We start from the raw sequence: 26646 nt of genomic DNA, 5'->3' as shown, positions 1-26646 counted from the left end.
GCACATCCTCAATCGAAGTATGGATACAGGGTTTCGATAATCTGCACGCCTGGAACAGCGGGCTCGCCGCGCTCACACGGTGCGCAGCATCTCCAGAACCCGGACAACGTCCGTGTCGGCAAGGTCGCCTTCCGGTTCCTTGCGCACGAGCAGCAAGTCCATCAGGTCGTTATCGCTCAGCTCGAGCAGGCGCGTGAGAGCGCCTACGTCGGCGTCGCTGAGGTCATGCTCATATCGGCTGAAAAACCGCTCGAAAATCAGATCGTTTTCGAGCAAGCCGCGCCGCGCGCGCCAGCGAAGGCGCGCGCGGCGAAGGGGGTCAGACTGGTGCGAAGTGTCGTCCATCTCAGACTGCACGACGAACCATCAATTCCTTGATCTTGCCGATCGCCTTGGTCGGGTTCAGTCCCTTCGGGCACACATCGACGCAATTCATGATCGAGTGGCAACGGAACAGGCGATACGGGTCTTCAAGGTTGTCCAGACGCTCGCCTGTTGCTTCGTCGCGGCTGTCCGCGATGAAACGGTAGGCTTGCAGCAGGCCGGCCGGGCCGACGAACTTGTCCGGATTCCACCAGAAGCTCGGGCACGACGTCGAGCAGCTTGCGCACAGAATGCACTCGTACAGGCCGTCGAGCTCGTCGCGTTCTACCGGCGACTGCAGACGTTCCTTTTCCGGCGGCGGCGTATCGTTGATCAGGTACGGCTTGATCGAGTGATACTGGTTGAAGAACTGCGTGAAGTCGCAGATCAGGTCGCGCACGACGGGCAGGCCCGGCAGCGGACGCAGCACGATCTTCTGCGGCAGGTCGTTCAGGTTGGTCAGGCACGCCAGACCGTTCTTGCCGTTGATGTTCATCGCGTCCGAACCGCACACGCCTTCGCGGCACGAACGGCGGAACGACAGCGTTTCGTCCACTGCCTTCAGCTTGACGAGCGCGTCGAGCAACATGCGCTCGTGCGAGTCGATTTCGATTTCGTACGACTGCATGCGCGGCGCTGCATCCTTGTCCGGATCGTAGCGGTAAATTTCAAATGTACGCTTTGCCATTTCTGAATTCCTTTGACGTGTGCCTTAGAAGGTCCGCGCTTTCGGCGGCACCGATTCGACGGTCAGCGGTTGCATATGAACCGGCTTGTAGTCGAGGCGGTCGCCTTCGCTGAACCACAACGTATGGCGCAGCCAGTTTTCGTCGTCGCGATGTTCGAAGTCGTTCTGCGCGTGCGCGCCACGGCTTTCCTTGCGCGCTTCGGCGGAGACCATCGTGGCGCGTGCCACCTCGATCAGGTTCGCCACTTCGAGCGCTTCGACACGTGCCGTGTTGAAGACCTTCGACTTGTCCTTCAGGTGGATGTTGTCCACACGTGCCGCGACTTCGCGGATACGTTCGACGCCTTCGGACAGCAGCGCCGACGTGCGGAACACGCCTGCATGCTTCTGCATCGACGCGCGGATGTCGTTCGCGATGTCTTGCGTGTACTCACCCGACGTCGAGCTGTCCAGCTTCGCCAGGCGCGACATTGCGAAATCAGCAGCGTCAGCCGGCAGCGGCTTGTGATTCTTGATTTCCTTCACGTGCTTGACGATGTGGTTGCCGGCCGCGCGGCCGAACACCACCAGGTCGAGCAGCGAGTTCGTGCCCAGGCGGTTCGCGCCGTGGACCGACACGCACGAGCATTCGCCGACCGCGTAGAAACCGTTGACCGGTTCTTCGTGGCCCTTCGCCGTACCGACGACCTGACCGTGAATGTTCGTAGGAATGCCACCCATCTGATAGTGGATGGTCGGCACGACCGGGATCGGCTCCTTGATACAGTCCACGTTCGCGAACTTCATCGCGATTTCGCGGATCGACGGCAGACGCTTCATGATCGTCTCGGCGCCGATGTGCGACAGGTCGAGCAGCACGTGATCCTTGTTCGGACCCACGCCACGGCCTTCCTTGATTTCCTGGTCCATCGAACGCGAAACGAAGTCGCGCGGCGCCAGATCCTTCAGCGTCGGCGCATAGCGCTCCATGAAGCGCTCACCGTTCGAATTGCGCAGGATACCGCCTTCGCCGCGCACGCCTTCGGTAATCAGCACGCCCGCGCCGGCCACGCCGGTGGGGTGGAATTGCCAGAATTCCATGTCTTGCAACGCGATGCCCGAACGCGCTGCCATGCCCAGGCCGTCACCAGTGTTGATGAACGCGTTGGTGGACGCCGCGAAAATCCGGCCTGCACCGCCCGTCGCGAACAACGTGGTCTTGCCTTCCAGAATGTAGACGTCGCCCGTTTCCATTTCCAGCGCGGTCACGCCGAGCACGTCTCCGTCGGCGTCGCGGATCAGATCCAGCGCCATCCATTCGACGAAGAACTGCGTCTTCGCTTCGACGTTCTGCTGATACAGCGTATGCAGCAGCGCGTGACCGGTACGGTCGGCAGCCGCGCAAGCGCGTTGTACCGGCTTTTCGCCGTAGTTGGCCGTGTGGCCGCCGAACGGACGCTGGTAAATCGTGCCGTCGGCGTTACGGTCGAACGGCATGCCCATGTGTTCCAGCTCGTACACGGCGTTCGGTGCTTCACGGCACATGAACTCGATCGCGTCCTGGTCGCCGAGCCAGTCGGAACCCTTGATCGTGTCGTAGAAGTGATAGTGCCAGTTGTCTTCGCTCATATTGCCGAGCGATGCACCGATCCCGCCCTGCGCGGCAACCGTGTGCGAACGCGTCGGAAACACCTTGGACAGCACGCAAACCGACAGACCGGCGCGCGCGAGTTGCAGCGAAGCGCGCATCCCCGAGCCGCCCGCGCCGACGATGACCACGTCAAACTTGCGACGCGGCAGAGAATTCTTGATTGCAGCCATTCTTTTACACTCTCCAGAGAATCTGCGCGGCGTAGCCCGCACTCGCGAGCAGCCAGACGATCGTCAGCGTTTGAAGGGCCAACCGCAGACCGGTGGGCTTGATGTAGTCCATCCAGATGTCCCGGATACCGACCCAGGCGTGGTAGAACACCGACAGGAACGTGACGAACGTGGCGAGCTTCATCCATTGCATGGCGAAGATCGACGCCCAGCCGTCGTACGAAAATGCCTGCGCACCGAAGAACAGCGCGAGCAGGATGATCGTATAGACCGCCATGATGACTGCGGTAATGCGTTGTGCGAGCCAGTCGCGCAGACCGTAATGCGCGCCGACGACAAGACGCTTGGAGCCGACCCGGTTGTTAGCTGCCATTTTTTAGAAAGCTCCGAACAATTTGAGCGCAAACGCGAGCGTAAGCAGCGACGACACAACCAGCACGATGACCGAGGTCTTCTTGCCGCCTTCCTTGCTGACGGCGTAGTGCATGTCCATCACGAGGTGACGGATGCCGGAGCAGAAGTGAAAGAGGAATGCCCACGCGAGAACCAGCGTGATCAGCTTGACGACGATATTGGAGAGGAAACCTTTGAATACTTCGAAGCTGAGTTCAGAAGTCAGGCTCTGATCGAAGAGGTACAGCAGGAACGGAAGGAATATGAAAAGAAGCCCACCGCTCAAGCGGTGGAGAATCGACACGCGTCCCGCGAGTGGGAGACGGTACGCAGTCAATATTTGCCCGATACCGATGTTCCGGAATTCCGGCCTCGGTTTTTTTACGGCTTCAGCCATGCTAGACCCCTACTTGTAGTCACACTAATCCGCGATTTTAGCGCCTTTTTATATCGCACTGCATCGAAAACGACCGACAGACCGTTACGGCCCACGCGATAAAAAGGCAGCCCTCCTGAGGCCTCGCATCTAGGTGCGAAGCCCCGCTGCATCTACTTAGCCAAACCTGGTCAACTTAAGTCGTTCTGATAGTAATACCCGGTTGTGACATACCAGCCTCGCCGCACTTCGACGGGGCGATCACCATAGGTATACGACACCCGCTCTACCGACAGCAGCGGGAAACCCGCCGGCACATGCAGCAGATCGGCGACTGCCGGATCGGCCGCGACCGCGCGGATTTTCTCGGACGCGCGGATCATCCGCGTGCCGAATTCGGTCTCGAACATCGCGTAAAGCGGCCCTTTGTACTCCGACAGGCGCTCGAGCGTCAGTCCGCGAAACACCGCGCCGGGCAGCCAGATTTCGTCGAGCACGGTCACTTCGCCGTCGAATTGCAGCAGACGCTTGATCAGCACGACGGGATCCGCCGGTTTCAGGTCGAGTTGCCGCGCGATATCCGCCGACGCGCGCAGCCGCCGGCATTCGAGCAGCTTGCTGACGTGCGGATGTTCCGCAGCGTCATCAGCCAGTAACCTTAAGAAGCGAAATTGGGCACGATCTTCGTTGTGCGTGGCGACGAAGGTGCCTTTGCCTTGACGGCGCACCAGCAGGTTGTCGGCAGCGAGTTCGTCGATCGCCTTGCGGACGGTGCCCTGACTTACCTTATAGCGGCCAGCCAGTTCCACCTCGCTCGGGATGATTTCACCCGGCTTCCATTCACCGGATTCGAGACTCTGCGTAATGAGCCCCTTGATCTGCTGGTACAGCGGACTGAACGTAGGCGACGACGGCGTGGCGGCCGGCACGACGACGGACGGGGTGTCGTTTGCACCCGCCGGGCCGATCGGATTCGCGCTGCTCGCCTGGTTCGAATTCATCCGCGCATTTCATCATAAAGGGCCGGGGGTCGTCTAGGGTTTTTCCCGCAATACATATGTCTTATATAAGACATATGATACTGTTGACTTTGTGCGTCCTGACTCCTAAACTCCATCGCGAGCAAGGGTTTGCGGGTATTCGACGGCTATTTCGTTACATAGTCGCTGCATATCAAAAAGGCACTTTGCACATGCAGTCCTGTCACGCGGTTCTGGTTTCGATTCGCCGGTCTAAGTCCCGTACGCCTCCGAAACACGTCCATGCAGCAGCTGTCATCGTGCAGCCGCCAGGACGTGCATTTTGCGTTCCCGCTTACCGGTTTGCCGCGAGATTTCAGGCATGTCGGCTTTGCCGCGGCGCGCCTCGGGGCTTTCGTTTTAGTAGAAGCCATCGGCGCGCGGTAAAACCGCCGTGTTTCAACTACGCTTCGCCTAACGCGCATATAGAATGGCGTTTTCCCTAGCGTCTAACGCATCGTCCAGGAGATTACTCAATGGCTAAGCCCGCAAAGCGCGTTGCCGTCACCGGCGCCGCAGGTCAAATCGCTTACTCCCTGCTGTTCCGCATCGCCAACGGCGACCTGCTCGGCAAGGACCAACCGGTCGTCCTGCAACTGCTCGACCTGCCGCAAGCGCAAGGCGCCGTCAAAGGCGTCGTGATGGAACTGGATGATTGCGCATTCCCGCTGCTGTCGGGCGTCGTGATCACGGACGACCCGAAAGTTGCATTCAAAGATGCCGACGTCGCCCTGCTGGTCGGTGCACGTCCGCGCTCGAAGGGCATGGAGCGTAAGGATCTGCTGTCGGCAAACGCCGAAATCTTCACGGTTCAGGGCAAGGCGCTGAACGAAGTCGCCAGCCGCGACGTGAAGGTGCTGGTAGTCGGCAACCCGGCCAACACGAACGCGTACATCGCAATGAAGTCGGCGCCGGATCTGCCGAAGAAGAACTTCACCGCCATGCTGCGTCTGGACCACAACCGCGCGCTGTCGCAACTGGCCGCCAAGTCGGGCAAGCCGGTCGCGTCGATCGAAAAGCTGGCGGTGTGGGGCAACCACTCGCCGACCATGTACCCGGATTTCCGCGTTGCTACGGCCGAAGGTCAAGACCTGACCAAGCTGATCAACGACGAAGAATGGAACCGCAACACGTTCATCCCGACCGTCGGCAAGCGCGGTGCGGCGATCATCGAAGCGCGCGGCCTGTCGTCGGCGGCATCGGCAGCCAACGCAGCGATCGATCACGTGCGTGACTGGGTGCTCGGCACGAACGGCAAGTGGGTCACGATGGGCATTCCGTCGGACGGCTCGTACGGCATTCCTGAAGACATCATCTACGGCGTGCCGGTCACGTGCGAAAACGGTGAATACAAGCGTGTCGAAGGCCTCGAAATCGACGCTTTCTCGCGTGAAAAGATGGACGGTACGCTGAACGAGCTGCTCGAAGAGCGCGACGGCGTGCAACATCTGCTCGGCTAAGCCCGTGTAGATAAACCGGAACCCAGTTGCCAGCAACGGGTTCCGGTTTTTTTTCGTACCCGATCCGAACGCGTTTTGGCCCGTCGTACAGCAGAACGCGCCCGAATCGGACATTTTCCCCACGAAAACCACGTTCCTGACGCCGACGATGCGCGCACTGCCCCCCGCCGAAGTGCTGTTTGACGGTGAAACGCCCCCTACCTTGCTGCCCGCTTGCGATCACTACGCCGGCAGCGAGAAGCTGATGCTGAAATCGCTCGGATTGCAGCAGCAGATGGGGCCGGTCTTCGATGTCACGCTCGACTGCGAGGACGGCGCGCAGGTCGGCCGTGAAGCCGAGCATGCCGAGCTGGTCGCGTCGCTGCTGGGCAGCGAACATGACCACTTCGGCCGGGTCGGCGTGCGGATTCACGATTTCCAGCATGCGCACTGGCGCGACGACGTCCGCCTGATCCTGCGCGCCGCGAAGCGCGCGCCCGCCTATATCACCCTCCCAAAAATCAACAGCGTCCACGATGCCGCCGAAATGTGCGCGTTTATCGACGCGACACGCCGCGAAATGGGCATCGAAAAGCCGGTGCCGGTGCAATTGCTGGTCGAAACCCATACCGCGCTGGCGCGCGCGTTCGACCTCGCCGCGTTGCCCGGCGTGGAATCGCTGAGTTTTGGACTGATGGACTTCGTGTCCGCGCATAACGGCGCGATTCCCGACACCGCCATGCGCTCGCCCGGCCAGTTCGATCATCCGCTGGTGCGTCGCGCGAAACTCGAAATCTCGGCGGCGTGCCATGCGCACGGCAAGGTGCCGTCGCATAACGTCAGCACCGAAGTGCGCAATATGGACGTCGTCGCCAGCGACGCGTCGCGCGCCGCGAACGAGTTCGGCTACACGCGGATGTGGAGCATCCATCCCGCGCAGATTCCCGCGATCGTCGCCGCTTTCGCGCCGCGCGAAGCGGAAATCGTCACCGCCACCGAAATCCTGCTCGCCGCGCAATCGGCGCAATGGGGCCCGACGCGCCATCTCGACACGCTGCACGATCGCGCGAGCTACCGGTATTACTGGTCGGTTCTGCGCCGCGCGCGCTCGACGGGCCGGACGACACCCGCGGAAGCCGCGCCGCTATTCGGTGACAGCGCCTGAGCGATGACAAGCCGGGAACGGTGCGCGACCCGATGCGGATATTGGTCCGGAGAATTTACGATTCGTGCCGCTAAATAGGTGAAAATAGCGGTCGCTGCGCGCTTTCAGGGCGCGTGCAGTTCAACCCTGGCGGTCGCGTACGACGCGTTCCGCGCACGTTCAACTGTTATCCGATAGAAAGGTTCTGTACATGAATAAATTGCTGATCGCCGCCGTTGTCGGCGTCCTGTCCACGTCGATGCTGACCGTCGTGACCGATGCTAACGCCCAACAACCGACGACGACCAAAAAAGCTGCCGCCGCGAAGCCGAAGCGTCCGGCACCGAAGCGCCTGATCAAGCGCAAACCGAATCCGGCCAAGGAAGCGAAGGTCGATCCGGTTCCGGACGGCGCAGTGAAGTGGTCGTGCAACGAAGGTCTGTCGTTCGACCTGAAGGGCGACATGAAGCGTGACCAGATCGTCACGGTTCACTGGGCGAACAAGAATTACAACCTGCCGCGTCAGGACACCACCACCGGCGCAGACCGTTTTCACGATCTGGCAACCGGCATGGATCTGGTCGTGATTCCGACCAAGGCCATGTTGTTCTCGGATAGCGACGGCTCGCGCCTCGCCGACGAATGCAAGACCGCTGAAATGCAACAAGGCGCACCGGCGCCGACGCAGTCGAACCAGCTGATCAAGACGAACTAAGCATCCGCATCAGGAAAGTCAGGAAAGCTCCGATGTCTGCACCGATTTCCAACGTCCGGCCCGCGCCGGACCAAGTTTTGGTCGATATCGTCGATTACGTTCTCAACTACGCGATCGACAGCACGCTCGCGCTCGAAACGGCGCGAAACTGCCTGATCGACACGCTCGGTTGCGGACTCGAAGCGCTGACCTACCCCGCCTGCACCAAGCTGATGGGACCGATCGTGCCGGGCACGATCGTCCCCAACGGCGCCAGGGTGCCGGGCACGCCGCTCCAGCTCGATCCGGTGAAGGCCGCGTTCGACATCGGCACGATGATCCGCTGGCTCGATTTCAACGACACCTGGCTCGCGGCCGAATGGGGTCATCCGTCCGATAACCTCGGCGGCATTCTCGCTACCGCAGACTGGCTGTCGCGCAACGCCGTCGCCAATGGCAAACCGCCGTTGACGATGAAAGACGTCCTGATCGCGATGATCAAGGCGCACGAAATTCAAGGCTGTATCGCGCTGGAAAACGCGTTCAACAAGGTCGGGCTGGATCACGTCGTGCTGGTGAAGCTGGCGTCGACGGCCGTGGTCGGCCAGTTGATCGGGCTCACGCGCGACGAACTGATCAATGCGGTATCGCTGGTGCTGGTCGATGGCCAGGCGCTGCGCACGTACCGCCACGCGCCGAATACCGGTTCGCGCAAGTCGTGGGCCGCCGGCGACGCCACCTCGCGCGCGGTGCGGCTGGCGTTGATCGCAAAGACCGGCGAGATGGGCTATCCGTCGGTGCTGACGGCGAAGACGTGGGGCTTTTACGACGTGCTGTTCAACGGTCACGCGTTCACGTTTCAGCGGCCGTACGGCACGTACGTGATGGAAAACGTGCTGTTCAAGATTTCTTTTCCGGCAGAATTTCACGCGCAGACCGCCGTGGAAGCCGCGATGCGCCTGCACGCGCAACTCGCCGCGAAGGGCCGCCGCGTCGACGAGATCGCGAAAATCACGATCCGCACGCACGAAGCGGCCCTCCGGATCATCGATAAAACCGGTCCGCTGGACAATCCGGCGGATCGCGATCACTGCATCCAGTACATGATCGCCGTGCCGTTGATCCACGGCCGCCTCACGGCAGCCGACTACGAAGATGCCGTCGCGCAAGACCCGCGCATCGACGGGTTGCGCGGCAAGATGCAGTGCGTGGAAGACCCGCAGTTCACGAAGGATTATCACGATCCGGACAAGCGCTCGATCGCCAACGCGTTGAGCGTCGAACTCATCGACGGCTCGACGTTCGAAGAAGTAGTCGTCGAATATCCGATCGGACACAAGCGTCGCCGGGCCGATGGCATTCCGTTGCTGGTCGAGAAGTTCAAGACCAACCTCGCCCGTCGGTTTCCGGTCAAGCAGCAAAAAGCGATTCTCGATGTGTCGCTTGATCAGGCAGCGCTCGAAGCAATGCCCGTCAATGAATACGTCGATCTGTACGTCATCTAGTTCAGAACTGTAGTTCCGCGATCAAACCAAGGAAAACACTATGGCCCACAACCTCCACAAAACGCTCAAGGAATTCGATAGCGGTTCCGGCAAAGCCCGGTTCTATTCGCTGCCTCAGCTTGGTAAGGCACTGAACGTCAAGATCGAACGCCTGCCGGTGTCGATCCGGATCGTTCTGGAATCGGTGCTGCGTAACTACGACGGCAAGAAGATCGCCGAAGAACACATTACGCAACTGGCCAACTGGAAGCCGACCGCCGCGCGCGTCGACGAAATCCCGTTCGTCGTGTCGCGCGTCGTGCTGCAAGACTTTACCGGTGTGCCGCTGCTCGCCGACATCGCTGCAATGCGCGGCGTCGCGCAACGCGCGGGCAAGAATCCGAAGTCGATCGAGCCGCTGGTCCCGGTCGATCTGGTGGTGGATCACTCGGTTCAGATCGATTATTTCCGTCAGAAAGACGCACTCGATCTGAACATGAAACTGGAATTCCAGCGCAATAACGAGCGCTACCAGTTCATGAAGTGGGGCATGCAGGCATTCGACACGTTCAAGGTCGTGCCGCCGGGCGTGGGCATCGTTCACCAGGTGAACCTGGAGTACCTCGCACGCGGCGTGCACAAGAAGGCCGATGGCACGGATACCGTGTACTACCCGGATTCGCTGGTCGGCACCGACAGCCACACCACCATGATCAACGGTATCGGCGTGGTGGGTTGGGGCGTGGGCGGCATCGAAGCGGAAGCGGGCATGCTCGGCCAGCCGGTGTACTTCCTGACGCCTGACGTCGTCGGCGTCGAGCTGAAGGGCAAGATCCGCGAAGGCGTGACGGCAACCGACCTCGTGCTGACCATTACCGAACTGCTGCGTAAGGAGAAGGTCGTCGGCAAGTTCGTCGAATTCTTCGGCGAAGGCACGAAGTCGCTGTCGCTGCCGGACCGCGCAACCATCGGCAACATGGCACCGGAATACGGCGCAACGATGGGCTTCTTCCCGGTCGACGAAAAAACCATCGACTACTTCAAGGGCACGGGCCGCACCGACGCAGAAATCTCGGCATTCGAGAACTACTTCAAGGCGCAAAACCTGTTCGGCGTGCCGAAGACCGGCGAAATCGACTACACAAAGGTCGTCACGCTGGATCTGGGCACGGTCGCACCGTCGCTGGCAGGTCCGAAGCGTCCGCAAGACCGCATCGAAATCACCAACGTGAAGTCGACCTTCACGGACCTGTTCTCGAAGCCGGTCGCGGAAAACGGTTTTGCGAAGAAGCCAGAAGACCTCGCCACGCAATACACGACGACGAACAACGTCAACGTGAAGAACGGCGACATCCTGATCGCCGCGATCACGTCGTGCACGAACACGTCGAACCCGAGCGTGCTGCTGGCCGCCGGCCTGCTGGCGAAGAAGGCTGTCGAAGCCGGCCTGACGGTTGCGCCGCATATCAAGACGTCGCTGGCGCCGGGATCGCGTATCGTCACCGACTACCTGACGAAGACCGGCCTGCTGCCGTTCCTGTCGCAACTCGGTTTCGAACTGGCGGCGTACGGCTGCACGACGTGTATCGGTAACGCGGGCGATCTGACGCCGGAACTGAACGATGCGATCACGAAGAACGACATCGTCGCGGCTGCCGTGCTGTCGGGCAACCGTAACTTCGAAGCGCGTATTCACCCGAACATCCGTGCCAACTTCCTCGCATCGCCGCCGCTGGTCGTCGCTTACGCGATCGCCGGCAACATGACGCGCGATCTGATGACGGAACCGGTCGGCAAGGGCAAGGACGGCCGGGACGTGTACCTGGGCGACATCTGGCCGAGCAGCGACGAAGTCAACGCACTGCTGAAGTTCGCGCTCGACGCCGACACGTTCCGCGCGAACTACGCGGAACTGACGAAGAAGGGCGATCTGTGGAGCAAGATCGAAGGCGAAGAAGGTCAGGTCTACGACTGGCCGAAGTCGACGTACATCGCCGAGCCGCCGTTCTTCGGCAAGGACTTCTCGATGACGCCGGCAGCTAGCATCGCGGCGGTGAAGCATGCGCGCGCACTCGGCATCTTCGGTGACTCGGTCACGACCGACCACATCAGCCCGGCAGGCTCGATCAAGGAAACGTCGCCGGCCGGCGTGTGGCTGAAGGCCAACGGCGTGCAGAAAGCCGACTTCAACAGCTACGGCTCGCGTCGCGGCAACCACGACGTGATGATGCGCGGCACGTTCGCGAACGTCCGTATCAAGAACCTGATGATCCCGGCGAAGGACGACGGCTCGCGCGTCGAAGGCGGCCTGACGATTCACCAGCCGAGCGGCGAACAGCTGTCCATTTACGACGCAGCGATGAAGTACGTCGACGCGGCAACGCCGACGGTCGTGTTCGCGGGTGAAGAATACGGCACGGGTTCGTCGCGCGATTGGGCGGCGAAGGGCACGCAACTGCTGGGCGTGAAGGCCGTGATCGCACGCAGCTTCGAGCGGATCCACCGTTCGAACCTGGTCGGCATGGGCGTTCTGCCGCTGCAATTCAAGGGTACGGATAGCGTGCAATCGCTCGGCATCACCGGCGAAGAAACGTACGATATCGAAGGCCTCGGCGACGACTTCAAGCCGCAACAGGAAGTGACGCTGGTGATTCGCGCGAAGGACGGCAGCGAGAAGCGCGTGCAAGTTCTGCTGCGTATCGATACGCCGATCGAAGTGGATTACTACAAGCACGGCGGTATTCTGCCGTTCGTTCTGCGCGAACTGCTTGCAGCCTGAGCTTTAGACTTTTTGCAGGGACTGCGTTCTCTTTGAGGATGCAGTCATTTTAAAGCCCGACTTTAGTCGGGCTTTTTTTTGTGCCTATCGGGAAGCGGTGCCGGTTTGGACCGCCGGCGACGACCAGCGCACCGACGATGGCGTCCGCCCCATGTAGGCGGCCCAATCGCGCCATTCCGCCTGCTCGCTGGTGTCGTCGCTCAACGCTTTACCGGCCCATTCTGGTCGTCTGGTGCCACTGGACTTGAGCGGCACGTGGACGCTGCGGCTCATTGCGACCCGTCCGGCCACGTACGCTTCACTCAAACGGCCTACCGGCACTTTCGATGCGGTTTGCGGCTTTACCGATATGGCTGGGACCGTCGGGTTTGGGTGTCGCGGTAGCGTCGGTGGTGCGTAAGACTTCGGCGGCGTCTGGACGACTTGTGGCGACTGATGCAGGGCTGAAGTGGCATCCGGTTTGGCTGAAGCGACGTGCGTGGGCGCTGTGGGTTCGACCCGTGCGACCGTGGACGCTATGACCGGTTGTGCCGGTTGTGCCGGTTGTGCCGGTTGTGCCGGTTGTGCCGGTTGTGCCGGTTGTGCCGGTTGTGCCGGTTGTGCGTCAGCGATTTTTTCGACCGGAGCAGCGATGGGTACCGCGCTCGCCACTACCTTCGGCGGTATCGCCGAAGCAACAGGCCCAGCGTCGATCGGCACCACTTTGGGCATCGAGCAACTCACCACCAGCCACGCCAAAGCGATGCTGCAGACCACCACGATCACGCTGCCGTAGACGTAATCCGAACGCGTCGACCGCGGACGCGCTTTGTCGGCGGCCATGTAGCGCTTCGCTTCTTCCATTGCCGCATCGAACCAACGGTGATCGACCTTCGGCTTCGCCATCTCGAATGTGAAGATCGCGGCCCTCGACGCAGCCGGATTGGCTCGCGGCCATCCGGCATCGACGGGTGGCCGCACGGGCTGCCCGCGATCGGCGCGCGGTGGCTGCGCTCGCAATGGAATCTCCGGAATCGACGATGGACGACGCGCACTGTGCACGCGTGAGCGTCCAAACGGCGGCGGCAGCGCACCGAACGGGAAGAGCTCGGGGATCGACAGATCACCCTGGATAGCTAAGGGTTGATTCATCGCGAGGGACTCCAGAGCGGATCGCCCGCTTTCTCGAACTGCGTGATTAGCGACTGGATACGTTCGATCAGCGCGTCGATCGTGCGATCGTCCAGTTCTACGGCCGGCGTGCCCGCTTCTCGCAATGCGTCCATCAGACGATGTGCGCCAACGAGCCCCGCCGCCCCGCTGATCCTGTGGAGCGCGGTGCGCATGGCAACGCGATACGCGTTACGAGCGGCGTCTACGGTGTCGAGGTCGTCTGCCATCGCTCGGTTCCAGTTGCGCAGGAACAGCGGCAGCTCGATCCCCTCGTTCTTCAACGCAGCGAGATAAGTGGCATCGAAGGCTTCGTTCGCGACTGGTGTAACGCTCGACTCCGCCGCCGCTTGACCGTTAGTGACCTTGCTCTCGATCCGCAAACCGCCGACGACGGTGAATAAAGGCGTGCGGACGAGGCTGCGCACTGACGCAGGCGGTTCGTCGCGCTGGATGGGTGCGCTTGCCGTCGCAGAAAGCGACGGCTCGCCGCGGTCCGCCGTGAAGGTGCGTGGTGCCGTGGAGATCATCGCGTTTTGCGGGTGGCTGGCGCGCTTGCGTTGAATCTCGAACCCGCGCCAACCGGCAAACGCGCCCACAGCAAAGGCGGCGAACGCGAGCAGCGCTGCGCGTCCGATATCCGGCCCGCGCGACGATGCGTCGAACGTATAGTCGACCGACCCCGCATTCGCTCTCGTCGTCAGAAAAAACAGCACCGCGAAAGCGACCAGCCCGCCCAACACGACCGCTTTGCGAACAGAATGCTCACGCGACGGCGATCCAGCCGCGTCATGCTTCTGACGCTCGCGCGAAATTCGCAATTGATTCAACATGTCTATGCTCTCACACGCGTTCAATCAATCAACTTATGCAGCGACGCGAACTCGATCAGCCCCGCGAGCGAGGTGAGTCCGAGCTTTTCCTGAATACGCGTTTTGTAGGTGCTGACTGTTTTGTCACTCAGAAATAATCGGGCCGCGATATCTTTATTGCTCACGCCTCGCGCGAGATATTGCAAAACTTCGACTTCTCGAGGCGACAGACGACTGAAATCGCTTTCGGTTGACGGGCTGATCGTATCGGCAGGAAAACAGTCATATCCAAATAAAACCGTTTTGGCGGCAATGACGAGTTCTCCGATTTCTCGCCCTTTGCCGACATAACCATTCGCGCCCGCGAGCCGTGTATGCGTCGCCATCACGCTTTCCATCTTGGCGGAGAGAACCAGAATGCGTATTTCGTCGTTCTGCGAGCGGATACGACGGATCAGCGACAAACCGTCGAGTCTCGGCAAATCGAGATCGAGAATAACCAGATCGGGGCTTTCCGAGAAAGCCATTTTCAGACCGTCTTCACCATCTCCGCATTCGCCGATCACTTTGAGCTCGTCGTCTGCGTTGAGCACGCTGGCGACGGTTCCGCGGATCATCGGATGGTCATCGATAATTAAAACTGTCTTCATTTCGCCGCTCCATTTATTCATAAATAATAATGGGCGCAACTTGAAGAATTAGCACACGCCGCACCGGATTCAATGTTACCAAATAGTCACGAAATCCATTTCACCCAGTCCGACCGAAATTCTCTTAATATCTATACAGATTATTCCTCGTTTCCCGTGGAAATTTCCCAATATATTTCATTACCACCATAACGATAATTTCCCGGCATTCGCTGATGGACAATCGACGGACATACCAATTATGCGTTTGTCGCAATAAAATCCCCTTGCAAGCCGAATGACCAAGAAAAAGGCTCAAACCGACACGAGCAACGTGTCGGTTTGAGCCAAGGAATTACGATAAAACCGCGAATGTTCTGAAAAGCTCTCGCAGGTGAAGTTGCCGGACTCATCGAGCCCGGCAAACACGTCACCTTACGGGTTGCCGTCCGTAGACAAAGGTGCGGTAGATGTTCGCCCACGCCCGCGCGCAAAGTCCAAGCGCCACCGAATTGGCCGCGCTTGCCGTCGCACCGACGCCGAGCGCCAGCGAATTTGTCCCGGCCGTCGTCACATACGCATTGCTACCGATCGTAACGGAGCCTGTGCCGCTCGCCTGACTACCCGTGCCAAGCGCGACCGCATCGACGTTTTCAGCCCGCGAGTTGTAGCCGATTGCGACCGAATTGTCAGCGAAGTTATTAGTCGTCGCGCCGGAGCCCACAACCGTCGTGTTCACAGCGAGCGCGCCTGCACCCGAGCCGACCGCCGTAGAGCCTTCGAGCGCAGTGCCCGAGCCAGCGCCGATCGCCAGCGAGCCGGCGCCGTTTGCGGTTGCCGTCGGGCCGATCGCCATTGCATCCCGTGCATTGTCGGTGGATGTCGTCGTACCGCCCGTGACGTCCGTACTGACAGCGATGTAGCTGGTAACCGGCGGCGCAGCGCCGAGCAAGGTCGACCGCAAACCTGTCGACTTGAGCTGCGTCTGCAAAGCGGTCAATTGAGCAACGGTTGCAGCATCCGTCGGCGCGGTACCGTCCGCTACGTTGGTAATCCGGCGCTCCAAACCCTTGGCCCCGATCGAAATCGTGTTGACTGCGCTCGTCACCGAGTTCGAACCGATCGCTACCGAATTGGCAAAGATTGCACGCGCACCCGTCCCGATCGCCACCGAGTTTTGCGCGCTCGAATACGCAGCACCGCCGATCGCGACCGCTTCTGCGCCCGTTGCAATCGCGCTCGACGAGGTGGACACGATCTTGACGTATTTCGTCGCGCTCGAAACGTTGGTATTGATCGACTCGATCGACGAGTCGAGCGCGCCCAGTGCCGGCCTTCGTGTTCACGGCCGACAGCGCTGCGCCGACGTCCGTGTACGTGTTGCCGTCGAGTGCATAGGCTGGCTTCGAGACCTTGCCCGTGCTGTCTACTGCCGAACCGCCACCCAATGCACCGGCAACGCTATTCGCCGCGCCATAGAGTTGCGAGCCGTTGACCGCGTCGGTACTGGTGGACGTGACCGTGCCAGCCTTGACGTTGTTCAGCGCAACCGGCGTCGCCGAACCCGGACCGCCAAGCGTCACCGAGCTTTTCGCCGCGTTGTCATACGCGACGAACGCTCCCGTCACGTTACCGTTCGTGTCGATGCCAGCGCCCATCGCCTTCAACTGCTCGACGTTGACCGCGTCTTTGTTCGCCTTGCCGTCCGCCACGTTCGACAGCGTCACCGGTGTGGCCGCACTCGTGCCGCCGAACGTCACCTTGTCGTGTGTTTCCGTGTCGTACGATACGGCGTTAGCGCCACCGCCATCCACGCTCGCGATCGCCGCATTCAACTGGTTGACGTTGACCGCATCCGTGCCCGAAGCACCGGCAGTCACGTTGGTAATCTGGCGCGTGTATTGCGAAGTACCGTCTGCCGACAGATAGCCGATCGACACGGCGTCAGCACGCGTAGCCACGGAGCCCGCGCCCAGCGCGACCGAACCGGAAGCCAGCGCACTGGTGTTCGCACCGAACGCACTGGCGTTGTTGCCGATCGCCATTGCGGACGGCCCGGAGGCAACCGAACTGGTGCCCGTTGCACGCGCGTCGGTCGACGCGTCGTCCGACGGGGAATTCGCCGTGAAATATCGCGTCCGTTGATACAACTGAGTGCCGTTGACGGCATCGGTACTCGTCGTGGACAGATCGCCGGCGGCCAGCCCGGTGATCTTGTGATCGTTCATGTTGACCGTGTTCAGCATCGAGATGCCGTTGTTGCCCATCAGCTCGAGGAGGCCATCTCCGTAGCCGGTAACGCGAGCCGATATGGCACCACTCGCATAACCAAATGCACCGCTAGCGTCTGCGGCATTGTTCAGCGAGAACGACATGCCGGTGTGAGATTCTCCATCGCAGGTCATCGACCCTGGATTCGAACCCGACATACCGTAAGAACCGCCCATTCCATCGTTACCGGGACACAACTCCAGCCCGCCCACCCCAGGCGTCGCCTGTGCGAATGCCGTACCCGGCAACATCGCCACCCCAATCGCCATCGCGATTGGCATAAACGCCACCTTCAGCGGGGTCGTCGAGCGGCCCGTTTCACGATTGTCGGACGAGGTCACACACGACGATACGGTTCCAGCGCCGCCATGAGCCTTGGCGGTCTCCGGCGCGGCGACCCACGTGCCTGTTGCGTCGTTCCATACGCTGATATAAGACTTGTTCATAGATACCTAAATAGAGGGCAAGCCCCGCTTGCAGTTCGATTTGAGAAATCGTGCACACACGCTTCCCGCAAAAAAACTGGTCGGCACGTTTACGGTTCGACCCAAAGTTTTTCACGCGCGGCAAATTTAACTGCGAGCCTCATCTCTAAAAATCAGGATCCGAGAAAACCAGGCAGGAATATTCCGAATGAAGTTGCGAAAAAACTGAACCCCTCAAGAGGCACCTTTCTAGCCTGAATCAGCACAAATTCAACACGTTTTTCAACGTCGCCATTAATTTAATTCGCAACAACTCTGCGACACATTTCAGCCAACATGAGAACGGCGAATTGATTCAGCAAACTCAAACAATCGATCTCGGCGACTTGCAGCACCAGCTATGGCAAGCACGAAAGCCCGTGGACGCCGCGCGTGGTGGAAATTCCGCACCCAGTGAACGCGTCAATGACGGCATTTCGCCCATTCGTATACGCCGTTCCTCTCGTACGAATCCTCACCGGATGTCATTTAAATTCGAGAAGACCAATCGCCGCCTTTACCGAAAGCCCGACTGCGGAATTGCATAACTTAGATTCGGAAATTTCGCAGGTTTGTTGGACAACCTGACTTTTATACTGCGCCTCGACACTGTTGCCCGTGCTTTTAAATCAGACAATCTCTTTATTTATGTATTGATCAAATTCACCGGCACTGGCGCACCGTGCCTTGGCACAAGTCATTGTTTTGCAAAAACTACTTTTTAAATACAGATCATGAACATCTCTAAAATCCGCATTAAAAATAAACAGCGTGGCCAAGGCATGACCGAGTACATCATCATCGTCGCGCTGATCGCCGTCTCGGCGATCGGCGTGTACTCGATGTTCGGTCAGACGCTGCGCAATCAGACCGCCGGTCTCGCCGTCGAAATGTCGGGCCAGGATGCGAAGGGCAACATCGCCACGTCGAAGCAGAACGCGAATACGGCTACGGACAACGCGAACAAGACGAAGAACATGGGTACGTATAACGACAGCAACAACGTCGGCAACTAATCCCGGTTCATTCGGATACGCAACATGAAACCCTCTGCCCGCAAGGGCAGGGCTAGGGTCGCCGGCGCTAGCGGGCAGGCGCTGGTCCCTGCACTCATCTTTCTGCTGATCGGATGCATCGGTCTGTATGTGGCGTTCAACTCGTTTCAGATGACGAGCGCCAAAATCAAGCTGCAGAACACCGCCGACGCCGCCGCCTATAGCGCGGCCGTCATGCAGGCGCGCGACTACAACTTCTCCGCCTATACCAACCGGGCGATGGTCGCCAATCAGGTCACCGCTGCGCAGGCTGTCGCGCTGAAATCCTGGATCGACGATCTCGACAGCACCTACGGTTCGTCGCAAGCCGACGATCTCGTCGTGAACGCCATTGCCGATCATCCGTCCCGATGGACCGCGCCCAAAGCGCTCGGCAAGATCGACATCGCGCCCGTGCGCGCCACGCTGGATGCGTTGACGCCTTCGGTCGCCACCGGCATCGGGTCGATCGTTCGGGCTTTGAGCACGGCTCAGGCCAACTATCACGCGGCGACACTCACGGCCGTGCCGGACGCCGCCAACGCGATCGCCCAGCAAAACCAGGCGGACACGCACGTCACCGCCGGATATTTCACGAGCCAACGCAATGCCGTGCAGCTCGGCGCATGGAAGTCGTACACGGAAACCGTCAGGCCGGCAGGTATCACGGGCCCCGATGACTTCGCCGATGTCGTCACCGACACACGCACCCTCGACAACTTCATCAAGAATCGCGGCGCCACGCGTAGCGTCGCGCCGAACTATCAACAACTGGACGACTCCGCCGTCAAGATATGCGGCGCGAACAGCCGCATTACCGTCAACGTCACGCACGACGGGGGCACCCAGTTGCGCAGCGATAAAAGCGGCTGGCAATCGATCGACGCGAGTACGGCCCGCGTCACGATTTCCTGCATGGGCGCGTTGCTGTCCGAAGCAGGCTACGGCGGCAGTGCAAACGGCAACATTACGTCGTTCATGACCCATCCGCCGTTCGCCGCCTGGCAGGATTGGGAAGGATATGGCGGCTACTTCAATTTCGGCTACACGGGTAGCACGACGCCGGGATGGCAAGTGCCCGACGCGATGGCGGATCAGTTCAGACGGACCCCCGGCCCTTCGCTCGACCCCGTCAACGGCGGTCTTCTGCCTTACCAGAACACCACGGGCGCACCGGTGGCCGGCACGGCCCCGCGTATCACGATCGAAGTGGAACGGCTCGACGACACGCTCGTGAAAACCCAGGCGCTCAAAGGCGGCGGCGATATGGCGGTCGATTTCAACGGTGCGGGTCAAGCAATGCGCGCGCTGTCCAGCGCCAACGCCTATTTCGTCCGTCCTGACGAAACGGCCCTCGGCTCGCTCCGCGGCGCGCTGCTGCACGCCAACCAGTGGGCGCGCGACGACGGCAAAGCGGAATACCCCAGTCTCTTCAGTCCGTACTGGCAGGCGCGCCTCGCACCCGTCAGCGCGTCCGAGCGCAACGCCGCGATCGCCGCGCAGGTATCCCAAGGCACTCAGGTGATGAAACCATGAAACGTGTCTACACAACCAGGCCTGCAAAGAAAACGGCGCAACAGGGTCAGGCCATCGCGGAAATGCTGGTGGCCACGACTTTCGTGTTGAGCGTGCTGCTTCTCGCGGTCGTCATGCTCGGCAAGTTCAACGACGTGCGCAACCGGACATTGATGGGCTCGCGATATGTCGCGTGGGAGCGAACGGTGTGGCTGGACAGTTCGGCTTCCGGTCCGAACGCCGGTCCGGGCAGCAACCGCGACTGGTCGAGCCGATACGGCGACGCCGCGATGACGGTGAGCAAAAGCGATCTCGAATTGAAGAACGAATTTATGCAGCGAATGCTCTCGGCCAACGGCTCGGCCATTCTCGGCAGCGACCGGGCGGCGCCCGTATTGCCGGGTGCACAACCGGCTATGTGGAAAGACTACGGCGGCACGCCTTTCCTGAATTCGGGCGGCAGCGTCGTCGTGTCCACGGGAACGGGTGACGCGCCTGCGGCAAACCTCGCGAACTACACCGCTTCATTCGGAAACATCCGGACAGCGAATGGCGGAACGTATTCAACCTCGATGAACTTGCCCACGCACAACCTGCAGTCGGGTTCGCTCAGCATCACGGTCGCGAAAAACAGCGAGACGCTCCAGCGGCTGTGGAGCGGCTTTACCGGCCTGACGTTCCAGGATTCGAACGTATTGCTGACCAACACGTGGTTACCCGATGGTTCGGCTAGCGCCAAGGCTCAGTTTGCGCAGGCCGTGCCCGCTGCGAACACCGCGCTGATCGATCCCGCGCTCTACCTGAGCATGCAGAAGTACGCGCCGGAAATTGGCAGCACGGCCAAGCTCGAATTCGGCCGCGTCCAGCAGGACGTCGTTCCCTATAACCGTGTCTATCAACCTTCCGCGCGCACACCATGACATTCGCCCGCTCGATCGCGACCGGCTGCTGGGTTGCCTGCGCGCTTCTGTCGAGCGCGGCACAGGCCGGCACGGCATGCGACAAGCAACCGGTCAAGGCGGCTCATGTCCAGTCCTTCGGACGGGACATGATCGTCAACGGCGTTCCGACCTCGATGTCCGGTATGGAATTCGATGGTTCGCCAGCCGATGTATCGGACCAGTTTCGCGATTTCTGGAAACAGGAAGGCGTGCCGGCCAAGCTTCAGCAAGGCAAGTCAGGACGCTTTCTGAGTGCGCTCGACGACACCTGCAGCTACGTGCTCACGATCCCCGCGCAACCCGACGGCGCGCGAACCCAAGGGCTGCTGAGCGTCGTCCGCCTGTCCGGCGAAACGCTGCGCCGCGAGATTCCTGACGCGGCCATTCCGTTGCCGGACGGCGGCCGGCCCGTGTCCGATATCGAAAGCCACGATCCCGGTCAGGCGGGCCGCACCTGGCTCGTGTCACTGGCCGGTCGTGCAGGTGACAACGCGCAGCGGTATCGCGGAAAGCTCACGGCGCGGGGTTGGACGAGCGCGACCCAAACCCCGTCCTACTTACGCAGCAAAGCGCCGCCAGTCACGAGCAACACGGTTGCGATGCAGCGCGGCATCGATCACATCGACGCTGTTTTTTCCGACCGCAATGGGCAAACCGATGCGGTCATCAACGCAACAAGGAATCGCTGAAATGGCACGCACGTCAGTACCGTTCGGCCGGCAACGCGGACAGGCTTACGCCGAGTATCTGATGGTCACGTCCGCGCTCGTCGTTGCGCTGCTCGTCGGCGATCAGATTCCCCCTATCGCGGCACTGGTTACGGCATTCAAGTCGTTTTTCAGCGCCTACAGCTTCACCCTTTCGCTTCCCTGACCCTTCAAGGTCAATCTGGTTCGTCATGTTCAAGAAAATTAAGATTCGCTCGCTGCTGGGTAACTCATGGGTTTTGCTGGTGCTCGCCGTGCTGGTGGCCGGCGGCCTCACCCTCGTTCTCTACCAATACCTGACCGATCGCGAGACCAAGCTCAAGGCCGAGATGGCCGCAAACAAAACGCGCTCGGGCATCGAAGTCGTCGTGCCGATGCGCGATGTCCCCGCGGGCACGCCGCTGTCTAGCAGCGATTTCGTGTCGCGGGAAATCGCTGCGGATCTGGTCTACGACGACATGATTCGCGTCGATGAATTCCAGACGTATCGGCCGTCGCGTCTGGTCAAGTCTGTCCGGCGCGGTCTGCCGCTTCGCGCCGGCGATATCGACGCGCTGCGCGGGCGCGATTTCTCCGACATCCTGCCGTTCGGCCAGCGCGCGCTCACGCTGGAAATCGACACGGTCAATTCCACCGCCGATATGGTCCGTCCGGGCAATCGCGTGGACATCTACTGGATGGGGAAAGTCACGCGCAAAGGCGAATCCGCACCCGACGATACGAAGTCGGCGCAACTGGTCCTGGCCAACGCGCTGATCCTGGCGACAGGGCAGGACGTTCGTCCGCGCGACGCCGGCGAATCACGTGAATCCCGAGAATCCGCGAACGACGATCCGCTCAATCCGCAAGCGAGCGCCGGCTATAGCACCGTGACCGTTCAGGTCCCGGCCTCCGACGCCGCGCGCATCGCGCTGGCGCAAAAGGTCGGAACGTTGCGCCTCATTCTCCGCAACACGGACGACACCGGCACCGACATTCCCGACGTTGTCAGCGAGAACACCTTGTTCGGCAGTTCGGCGGGAAAAACCGGCGCGGTTGTCGAAATCATCGCGGGCGGCGGCGCGACCAGCACGATCCTGATTCCGGACAACGGCGCGTCGCCGGCCCCATCCGGTTCGTCAGGTGCGCCGTCGGGGATCACGCAGAACGGGGCCGCCGTCTCATCGTCCACAGAACAGGTTGGCGGAACCAGACAGCCGGGCCTCCATGAACAGGCCAATGCCATCGCGCAACAACTGCAGAAAGCCGTATCGCCCCGCGCGTCCGACCGGAATTAAAGTACAGAGCTCAGGTTTCAACCATGAAAGTAAAGAACAACGCGACGATGTTTCGTCGCAGGACTGTGTCGTGCGTCCTGATCGGTATTTTGCTGTGCGACGTCGCGCCTGTCGCACTCGCCCAAACCACGTTTTCCACGACGAACAGAGACGCAGCGAAAGTCAGCGTGCTCGAAATGTTCCGTGGCGAAGTGCGCATTCTGCATCTGCCCGGCACGATCAAGCGGATCGCACTCGGCAACGGCAAGCTGGTCACCGCAAACGTGGTGGACGGCAATCTGATGCTGCTCGGCGAAGCGCCGGGTGTGACGTCGCTCGTGGTGTGGAACGAAAAGGGCATTGCGCTGCAAACCACCGTGCGTGTGTCGAAGGGCGAGGTCAATGCTTCGCTCGATCAATTGCGCGCGGTGTTGCAGTCGGTGCCGGGTTTGCGCATCGACGCGGTGGGCTCGAATATCGTGCTCTCGGGTGTCGTGCATCGCAACATGGTGCCGGTCGTCAAAGCCGCCACCGAAGACCTGAAGAACGTGATCGACACCACCACGGTCGATGAAGGCGAGGCGCTTAAAAAGACCGTCCACTTCAAGGTGCAGATCATGGAGGTCACGCGCACCGGCCAGAAGAATCTCGGCATTGCGTGGGATAGCCAGTTCGCCGGACCGCAGATCGGCGGCCAGGCGTATGCGGGCACGCAAGCCTCGCACGTCAAGGCCACCGGCCTCGACGGCATGGTGGGCAACTACTTCCTCGCAGGCATCGCGTCCAACATCACGTCGCGGATCAACTTCGCGGTCGAAAACGGCGATGCGTTCATTCTTGCCGCGCCGGAACTGAATACGAAGAGCGGCGGGACCGCATCGTTTCTGGCGGGTGGCGAAGTGCCGATTCCGCGCGCAGGCGCACCGGCACCACGGATGTCGAGTACAAGACCTACGGCATCAAGCTGAATATCCAGCCGAGCGTCGATGCGAACAACATCATCTCCGCGCATCTCGTCACCGAAATCAGCCAGATCGATCCGTCCGTCACGTATGCGGGCATGCCGGGCTTTCTGACGCGCAACGCGAGTTCCGATATTTCGATGCGCGCGGGCGAAACGCTGGCCATTTCCGGGCTCGTCAGCGCAGACGCGCTCAGCGACAGTTCCGGGATGCCGTTCCTTGGCCGGTTGCCGATCATCGGCCAGTTGTTCCGTTCCGATAGTTTCCGTTCGAAGAAAAGCGACCTCGTCATTTTCGTGACGCCGCTGATTTCCGATCCGGCCGCGTCGCCGAATACCGATCTCCTTTCGCGTGCCGACCGGTTCGATCAGGCGTACCGAACCGGATACGGCAATCCGAGTCCGCTCGCCGATGCGCCGGAAGCATCGACGCCGGAAACCCGTCGCCCGATCGGGCCGACGCCCGCGATTGCTCCCACGCCGACTCGCAGCACGGCGACCGTGCAAACGGTGACGCCGCAGTCGCCGGTTTCGAAGTGGGTTCCCGCGCCCACGCAACCGCAACCGGTCAGAGCGCCCGTTCCCGCGCCGATGCCAGCACCGCAGCAGTCAACGCCACAACCGAAACCCATGCCGCCACAAACATCGAACCCGCCTGCTGGCGTCGCCGAGGCGCTTCGCATGCTGAATACCGCTCAGCATCCGCCTGCCGCATTTGCGACCGGCGCCGACGCGACACCTGCGGCGATCAACGGCAAGGTGCCGGCGCAACAGGTCGGCGTGCTCGGCACCGGCAACTGATCTGACGGAGAACCCCGATGCTGAATCTTCAAGTACACGCGCGTAACGAGCCCGTCCGGCCGTTCCAGATCGATCAGGGCTGCACGATCGGCAAGGATGCGCGCTGCGACGTCGTCGTCAAGGGCATGCTGGTTGGGAAAGTGCATGCCCGCATCGTGCGGGACGGCAACGCCTACTATATCGAGGACCAGGGCGGTATCGCCGCAACGCTCGTCAATGGATCGCCGGTGACGCGATATGGGCCGCTTGGCGAAGTGGACCAGATTGAAATCGGCACGACGATTATCAAGATCGGACGGGCAGTTACGCCAACGCACACGCCGATGCATGACGAGTACGTTGCGCAACAGACGCCATACGCCACGCCGGTTTCGGAAACGCCACGCCCTGCTTTCGCGCCAACGGTTACGACGGCCGCGATCGTCATTTCCAATACCGTGAATCCGGACGCATCGGCATTGCCGGCGTTTTCGACGCGCACGCCAGCCGGACAGACTACGTCAGCGCGTTCGGCATCGGACGAGATTCATGCGTCGAATGCATTCATCCCGTCTGCACCGTCAGCGTCTGAACCACCGCTGCGCGCGCATACCGCACGCGCCAGAAAGACGAGCGCCCCGCCGTTGGCCATCGCGCCGATCAACAGTCCTGCCGGCATCGAATTGCGCAAGCAAGCGCATATGAAGGTGATCGCGGCACTCGATTTGCGTCGGCTCAACGTCGCGCGAATGGAAGACAACGAACTGCGCAAAACCGTGAGCGCCGCGCTCGACGACATCTTCAATCACGACAGCAGTTTCCGGAACGTCAACATTCCGCTCGACGTGCTGAAGAAAAGCGTCTTCGATGAGGTGATCGGACTCGGACCGCTCGAAGAACTCATCGCCGACCCGACCGTGTCGGAAATCATGGTCAATTGCCATGACGAGATCTTCATCGAACAGTCGGGCAGACTGGTCCGTTCGCCGGTGATTTTCACGGACGACCGCGCGGTGCTCGGCGCGATCGAGCGAATCGTGACGCCGATCGGACGCCGGATCGATGAAAGCTCTCCGATGGTCGACGCACGCCTCGCCGACGGATCGCGCGTGAATGCCGTTATTCCGCCGCTGGCGTTGAAAGGACCGAGCATCACGATCCGGAAGTTCTCGACGCGCAAGCTGGTAGGCGAGGATTTAATCCAGTTCGGGTCGATGTCGCCGGAGATGCTGGAGTTTTTGCAAACCGCCGTCGAGCAACGCGCCAACATCATTATTTCCGGCGGCACGGGTTCGGGAAAAACAACCCTGCTCAATGTGCTGTCAGGCTACATCCCCGACGACGAACGCATCGTCACGGTCGAAGATGCCGCCGAATTGCAACTGTCACAGCCGAACCTCGTCGCACTTGAAGCACGGCCGCCGAACATGGAAGGCAAAGGCGCCATTCCGATCCGCGATCTCGTGAAAAACTGTTTGCGGATGCGACCGGACCGGATCGTCGTCGGCGAATGCCGTGGCGGCGAAGCACTGGATATGTTGCAGGCCATGAATACGGGTCACGACGGTTCATTGACCACCGCTCACGCCAACGCGCCGCGCGATTGCATTGCACGTCTCGAAGTCATGACGTTAATGGCGGGTCTCGATTTGCCTGTTCAGGCAATTCGCGAACAGGTGTGTTCCGCAATCGACATCATCGTCCAGCAAACACGCTTTTCCTGCGGTTCACGTCGCGTTACGCACATCACCGAAGTCAGCGGCATGGAGTCGGGAATCATCACGCTGCAAGATGTTTTCGTGTTTCGGGAAGAAGGATTCGGTGAAGACGGCAAGATCCAGGGCAAGTTCGTGCCGACCTCATACGTGCCCGATTTTTATCAGGATCTGATTCGTCGGCGCATTCCAGTGAATACCGACATTTTCACGCGAACGGATTAAGACATCGG

The 26646-nt window shown here is 60.7% G+C and carries 23 protein-coding genes and 2 pseudogenes; 13 read left to right on the top strand and 12 right to left on the bottom strand.

Annotated features, from left to right (window positions below; all coding sequences use genetic code 11):
- Positions 1–72: 72 nt before the first annotated feature.
- The 6 genes from PW947_RS16495 to PW947_RS16470 form a co-directional block, all read right to left on the bottom strand.
- Entirely contained in the window at positions 73–345 is a 273-nt protein-coding gene (locus PW947_RS16495; RefSeq protein WP_299633418.1) for a succinate dehydrogenase assembly factor 2, read from the bottom strand.
- A gap of 1 nt (position 346) precedes the next feature.
- Positions 347–1051: a succinate dehydrogenase iron-sulfur subunit gene (locus tag PW947_RS16490; RefSeq protein WP_299633417.1), complete on the bottom strand. Its 705-nt coding sequence runs from the start codon at positions 1049–1051 to the stop codon at positions 347–349.
- A 24-nt stretch (positions 1052–1075) separates the two neighbouring features.
- Positions 1076–2851, bottom strand: a complete 1776-nt coding sequence (gene sdhA, locus PW947_RS16485; protein ID WP_299633416.1) for a succinate dehydrogenase flavoprotein subunit — start codon at positions 2849–2851, stop codon at positions 1076–1078.
- A 4-nt stretch (positions 2852–2855) separates the two neighbouring features.
- Positions 2856–3224, bottom strand: a complete 369-nt coding sequence (sdhD, locus tag PW947_RS16480; RefSeq protein WP_299633415.1) for a succinate dehydrogenase, hydrophobic membrane anchor protein — start codon at positions 3222–3224, stop codon at positions 2856–2858.
- A 3-nt stretch (positions 3225–3227) separates the two neighbouring features.
- Positions 3228–3641 carry a succinate dehydrogenase, cytochrome b556 subunit gene (gene sdhC / locus PW947_RS16475; RefSeq protein WP_299633414.1) on the bottom strand — a complete coding sequence of 138 codons (414 nt, stop codon included), beginning with the start codon at positions 3639–3641 and terminating at the stop codon, positions 3228–3230.
- Between the two features lie 170 nt (positions 3642–3811).
- Positions 3812–4621 carry a GntR family transcriptional regulator gene (locus PW947_RS16470; protein ID WP_299633413.1) on the bottom strand — a complete coding sequence of 270 codons (810 nt, stop codon included), beginning with the start codon at positions 4619–4621 and terminating at the stop codon, positions 3812–3814.
- Positions 4622–5115: 494 nt separating this feature from the next.
- Here PW947_RS16470 and PW947_RS16465 point away from each other — a divergent pair, with 494 nt between their 5' ends.
- From PW947_RS16465 to acnA, 5 genes are all read left to right on the top strand, one after another.
- Positions 5116–6099 (top strand): malate dehydrogenase, encoded by a 984-nt coding sequence (locus PW947_RS16465; RefSeq protein WP_299633412.1) that lies wholly within the window; start codon positions 5116–5118, stop codon positions 6097–6099.
- Between the two features lie 148 nt (positions 6100–6247).
- The gene (locus PW947_RS16460) at positions 6248–7243 is read left to right on the top strand and encodes an aldolase/citrate lyase family protein (protein WP_299633411.1); all 996 of its coding nucleotides are present in this window, start codon (positions 6248–6250) and stop codon (positions 7241–7243) included.
- A gap of 190 nt (positions 7244–7433) precedes the next feature.
- Positions 7434–7937: a hypothetical protein gene (locus tag PW947_RS16455; RefSeq protein WP_299633410.1), complete on the top strand. Its 504-nt coding sequence runs from the start codon at positions 7434–7436 to the stop codon at positions 7935–7937.
- A gap of 32 nt (positions 7938–7969) precedes the next feature.
- Entirely contained in the window at positions 7970–9421 is a 1452-nt protein-coding gene (locus PW947_RS16450) for a bifunctional 2-methylcitrate dehydratase/aconitate hydratase (RefSeq protein ID WP_299633409.1), read from the top strand.
- Positions 9422–9461: 40 nt separating this feature from the next.
- Positions 9462–12179 carry an aconitate hydratase AcnA gene (acnA, locus tag PW947_RS16445; RefSeq protein ID WP_299633408.1) on the top strand — a complete coding sequence of 906 codons (2718 nt, stop codon included), beginning with the start codon at positions 9462–9464 and terminating at the stop codon, positions 12177–12179.
- Between the two features lie 84 nt (positions 12180–12263).
- Here the strand turns inward: acnA and PW947_RS16440 are convergent, their stop codons facing one another.
- The 6 genes and pseudogenes from PW947_RS16440 to PW947_RS16415 all read right to left on the bottom strand — a co-directional run.
- Entirely contained in the window at positions 12264–13310 is a 1047-nt protein-coding gene (locus PW947_RS16440; protein ID WP_299633407.1) for a hypothetical protein, read from the bottom strand.
- Positions 13307–13927 carry a hypothetical protein gene (locus tag PW947_RS16435; protein ID WP_299633406.1) on the bottom strand — a complete coding sequence of 207 codons (621 nt, stop codon included), beginning with the start codon at positions 13925–13927 and terminating at the stop codon, positions 13307–13309. Before PW947_RS16435 ends, PW947_RS16440 begins: the two co-directional genes overlap by 4 nt.
- Positions 13928–14181: 254 nt before the next feature.
- Complete coding sequence (locus PW947_RS16430; protein ID WP_299633405.1) at positions 14182–14790, bottom strand: response regulator transcription factor; 609 nt, start codon at positions 14788–14790, stop codon at positions 14182–14184.
- Positions 14791–15199: 409 nt separating this feature from the next.
- Positions 15200–15508 carry a hypothetical protein gene (locus PW947_RS16425; RefSeq protein ID WP_299633684.1) on the bottom strand — a complete coding sequence of 103 codons (309 nt, stop codon included), beginning with the start codon at positions 15506–15508 and terminating at the stop codon, positions 15200–15202.
- An 87-nt stretch (positions 15509–15595) separates the two neighbouring features.
- Positions 15596–16024, bottom strand: a pseudogene (locus PW947_RS16420) (hypothetical protein); the annotation flags it as partial.
- Between the two features lie 214 nt (positions 16025–16238).
- Positions 16239–17486, bottom strand: a pseudogene (locus PW947_RS16415) (ESPR-type extended signal peptide-containing protein); the annotation flags it as partial.
- Positions 17487–18238: 752 nt separating this feature from the next.
- Between PW947_RS16415 and PW947_RS16410 the strand changes: the two are divergent.
- The 8 genes from PW947_RS16410 to PW947_RS16370 all read left to right on the top strand — a co-directional run bounded on the left by PW947_RS16410 (position 18239) and on the right by PW947_RS16370 (position 26638).
- Positions 18239–18520 (top strand): pilus assembly protein, encoded by a 282-nt coding sequence (locus tag PW947_RS16410; protein ID WP_299633404.1) that lies wholly within the window; start codon positions 18239–18241, stop codon positions 18518–18520.
- Between the two features lie 24 nt (positions 18521–18544).
- Positions 18545–20074, top strand: a complete 1530-nt coding sequence (locus PW947_RS16405) for a pilus assembly protein TadG-related protein (RefSeq protein ID WP_299633403.1) — start codon at positions 18545–18547, stop codon at positions 20072–20074.
- Positions 20071–20973 (top strand): hypothetical protein, encoded by a 903-nt coding sequence (locus PW947_RS16400; RefSeq protein WP_299633402.1) that lies wholly within the window; start codon positions 20071–20073, stop codon positions 20971–20973. The genes PW947_RS16405 and PW947_RS16400 overlap by 4 nt, the downstream gene beginning before the upstream one ends.
- The gene (locus tag PW947_RS16395) at positions 20970–21683 is read left to right on the top strand and encodes a hypothetical protein (protein ID WP_299633401.1); all 714 of its coding nucleotides are present in this window, start codon (positions 20970–20972) and stop codon (positions 21681–21683) included. Before PW947_RS16400 ends, PW947_RS16395 begins: the two co-directional genes overlap by 4 nt.
- An 83-nt stretch (positions 21684–21766) precedes the next feature.
- A complete protein-coding gene (gene cpaB, locus PW947_RS16385; protein WP_366146127.1) occupies positions 21767–22978 on the top strand; it encodes a Flp pilus assembly protein CpaB in 1212 nt (403 codons plus the stop codon).
- Between the two features lie 23 nt (positions 22979–23001).
- The gene (locus tag PW947_RS16380; protein WP_299633399.1) at positions 23002–23925 is read left to right on the top strand and encodes a pilus assembly protein N-terminal domain-containing protein; all 924 of its coding nucleotides are present in this window, start codon (positions 23002–23004) and stop codon (positions 23923–23925) included.
- A complete protein-coding gene (locus tag PW947_RS16375) occupies positions 23835–24719 on the top strand; it encodes a hypothetical protein (RefSeq protein ID WP_366146130.1) in 885 nt (294 codons plus the stop codon). The genes PW947_RS16380 and PW947_RS16375 overlap by 91 nt, the downstream gene beginning before the upstream one ends.
- A gap of 17 nt (positions 24720–24736) precedes the next feature.
- A complete protein-coding gene (locus PW947_RS16370; protein ID WP_299633397.1) occupies positions 24737–26638 on the top strand; it encodes an ATPase, T2SS/T4P/T4SS family in 1902 nt (633 codons plus the stop codon).
- Positions 26639–26646 lie beyond the last annotated feature (8 nt).

It is taken from the genome of Paraburkholderia sp., assembly GCF_028283785.1.
GTDB lineage: Bacteria > Pseudomonadota > Gammaproteobacteria > Burkholderiales > Burkholderiaceae > Paraburkholderia.
Note: the sequence above shows the minus strand (reverse complement) of the source record. Positions and strands in the feature narration are given on the sequence as shown.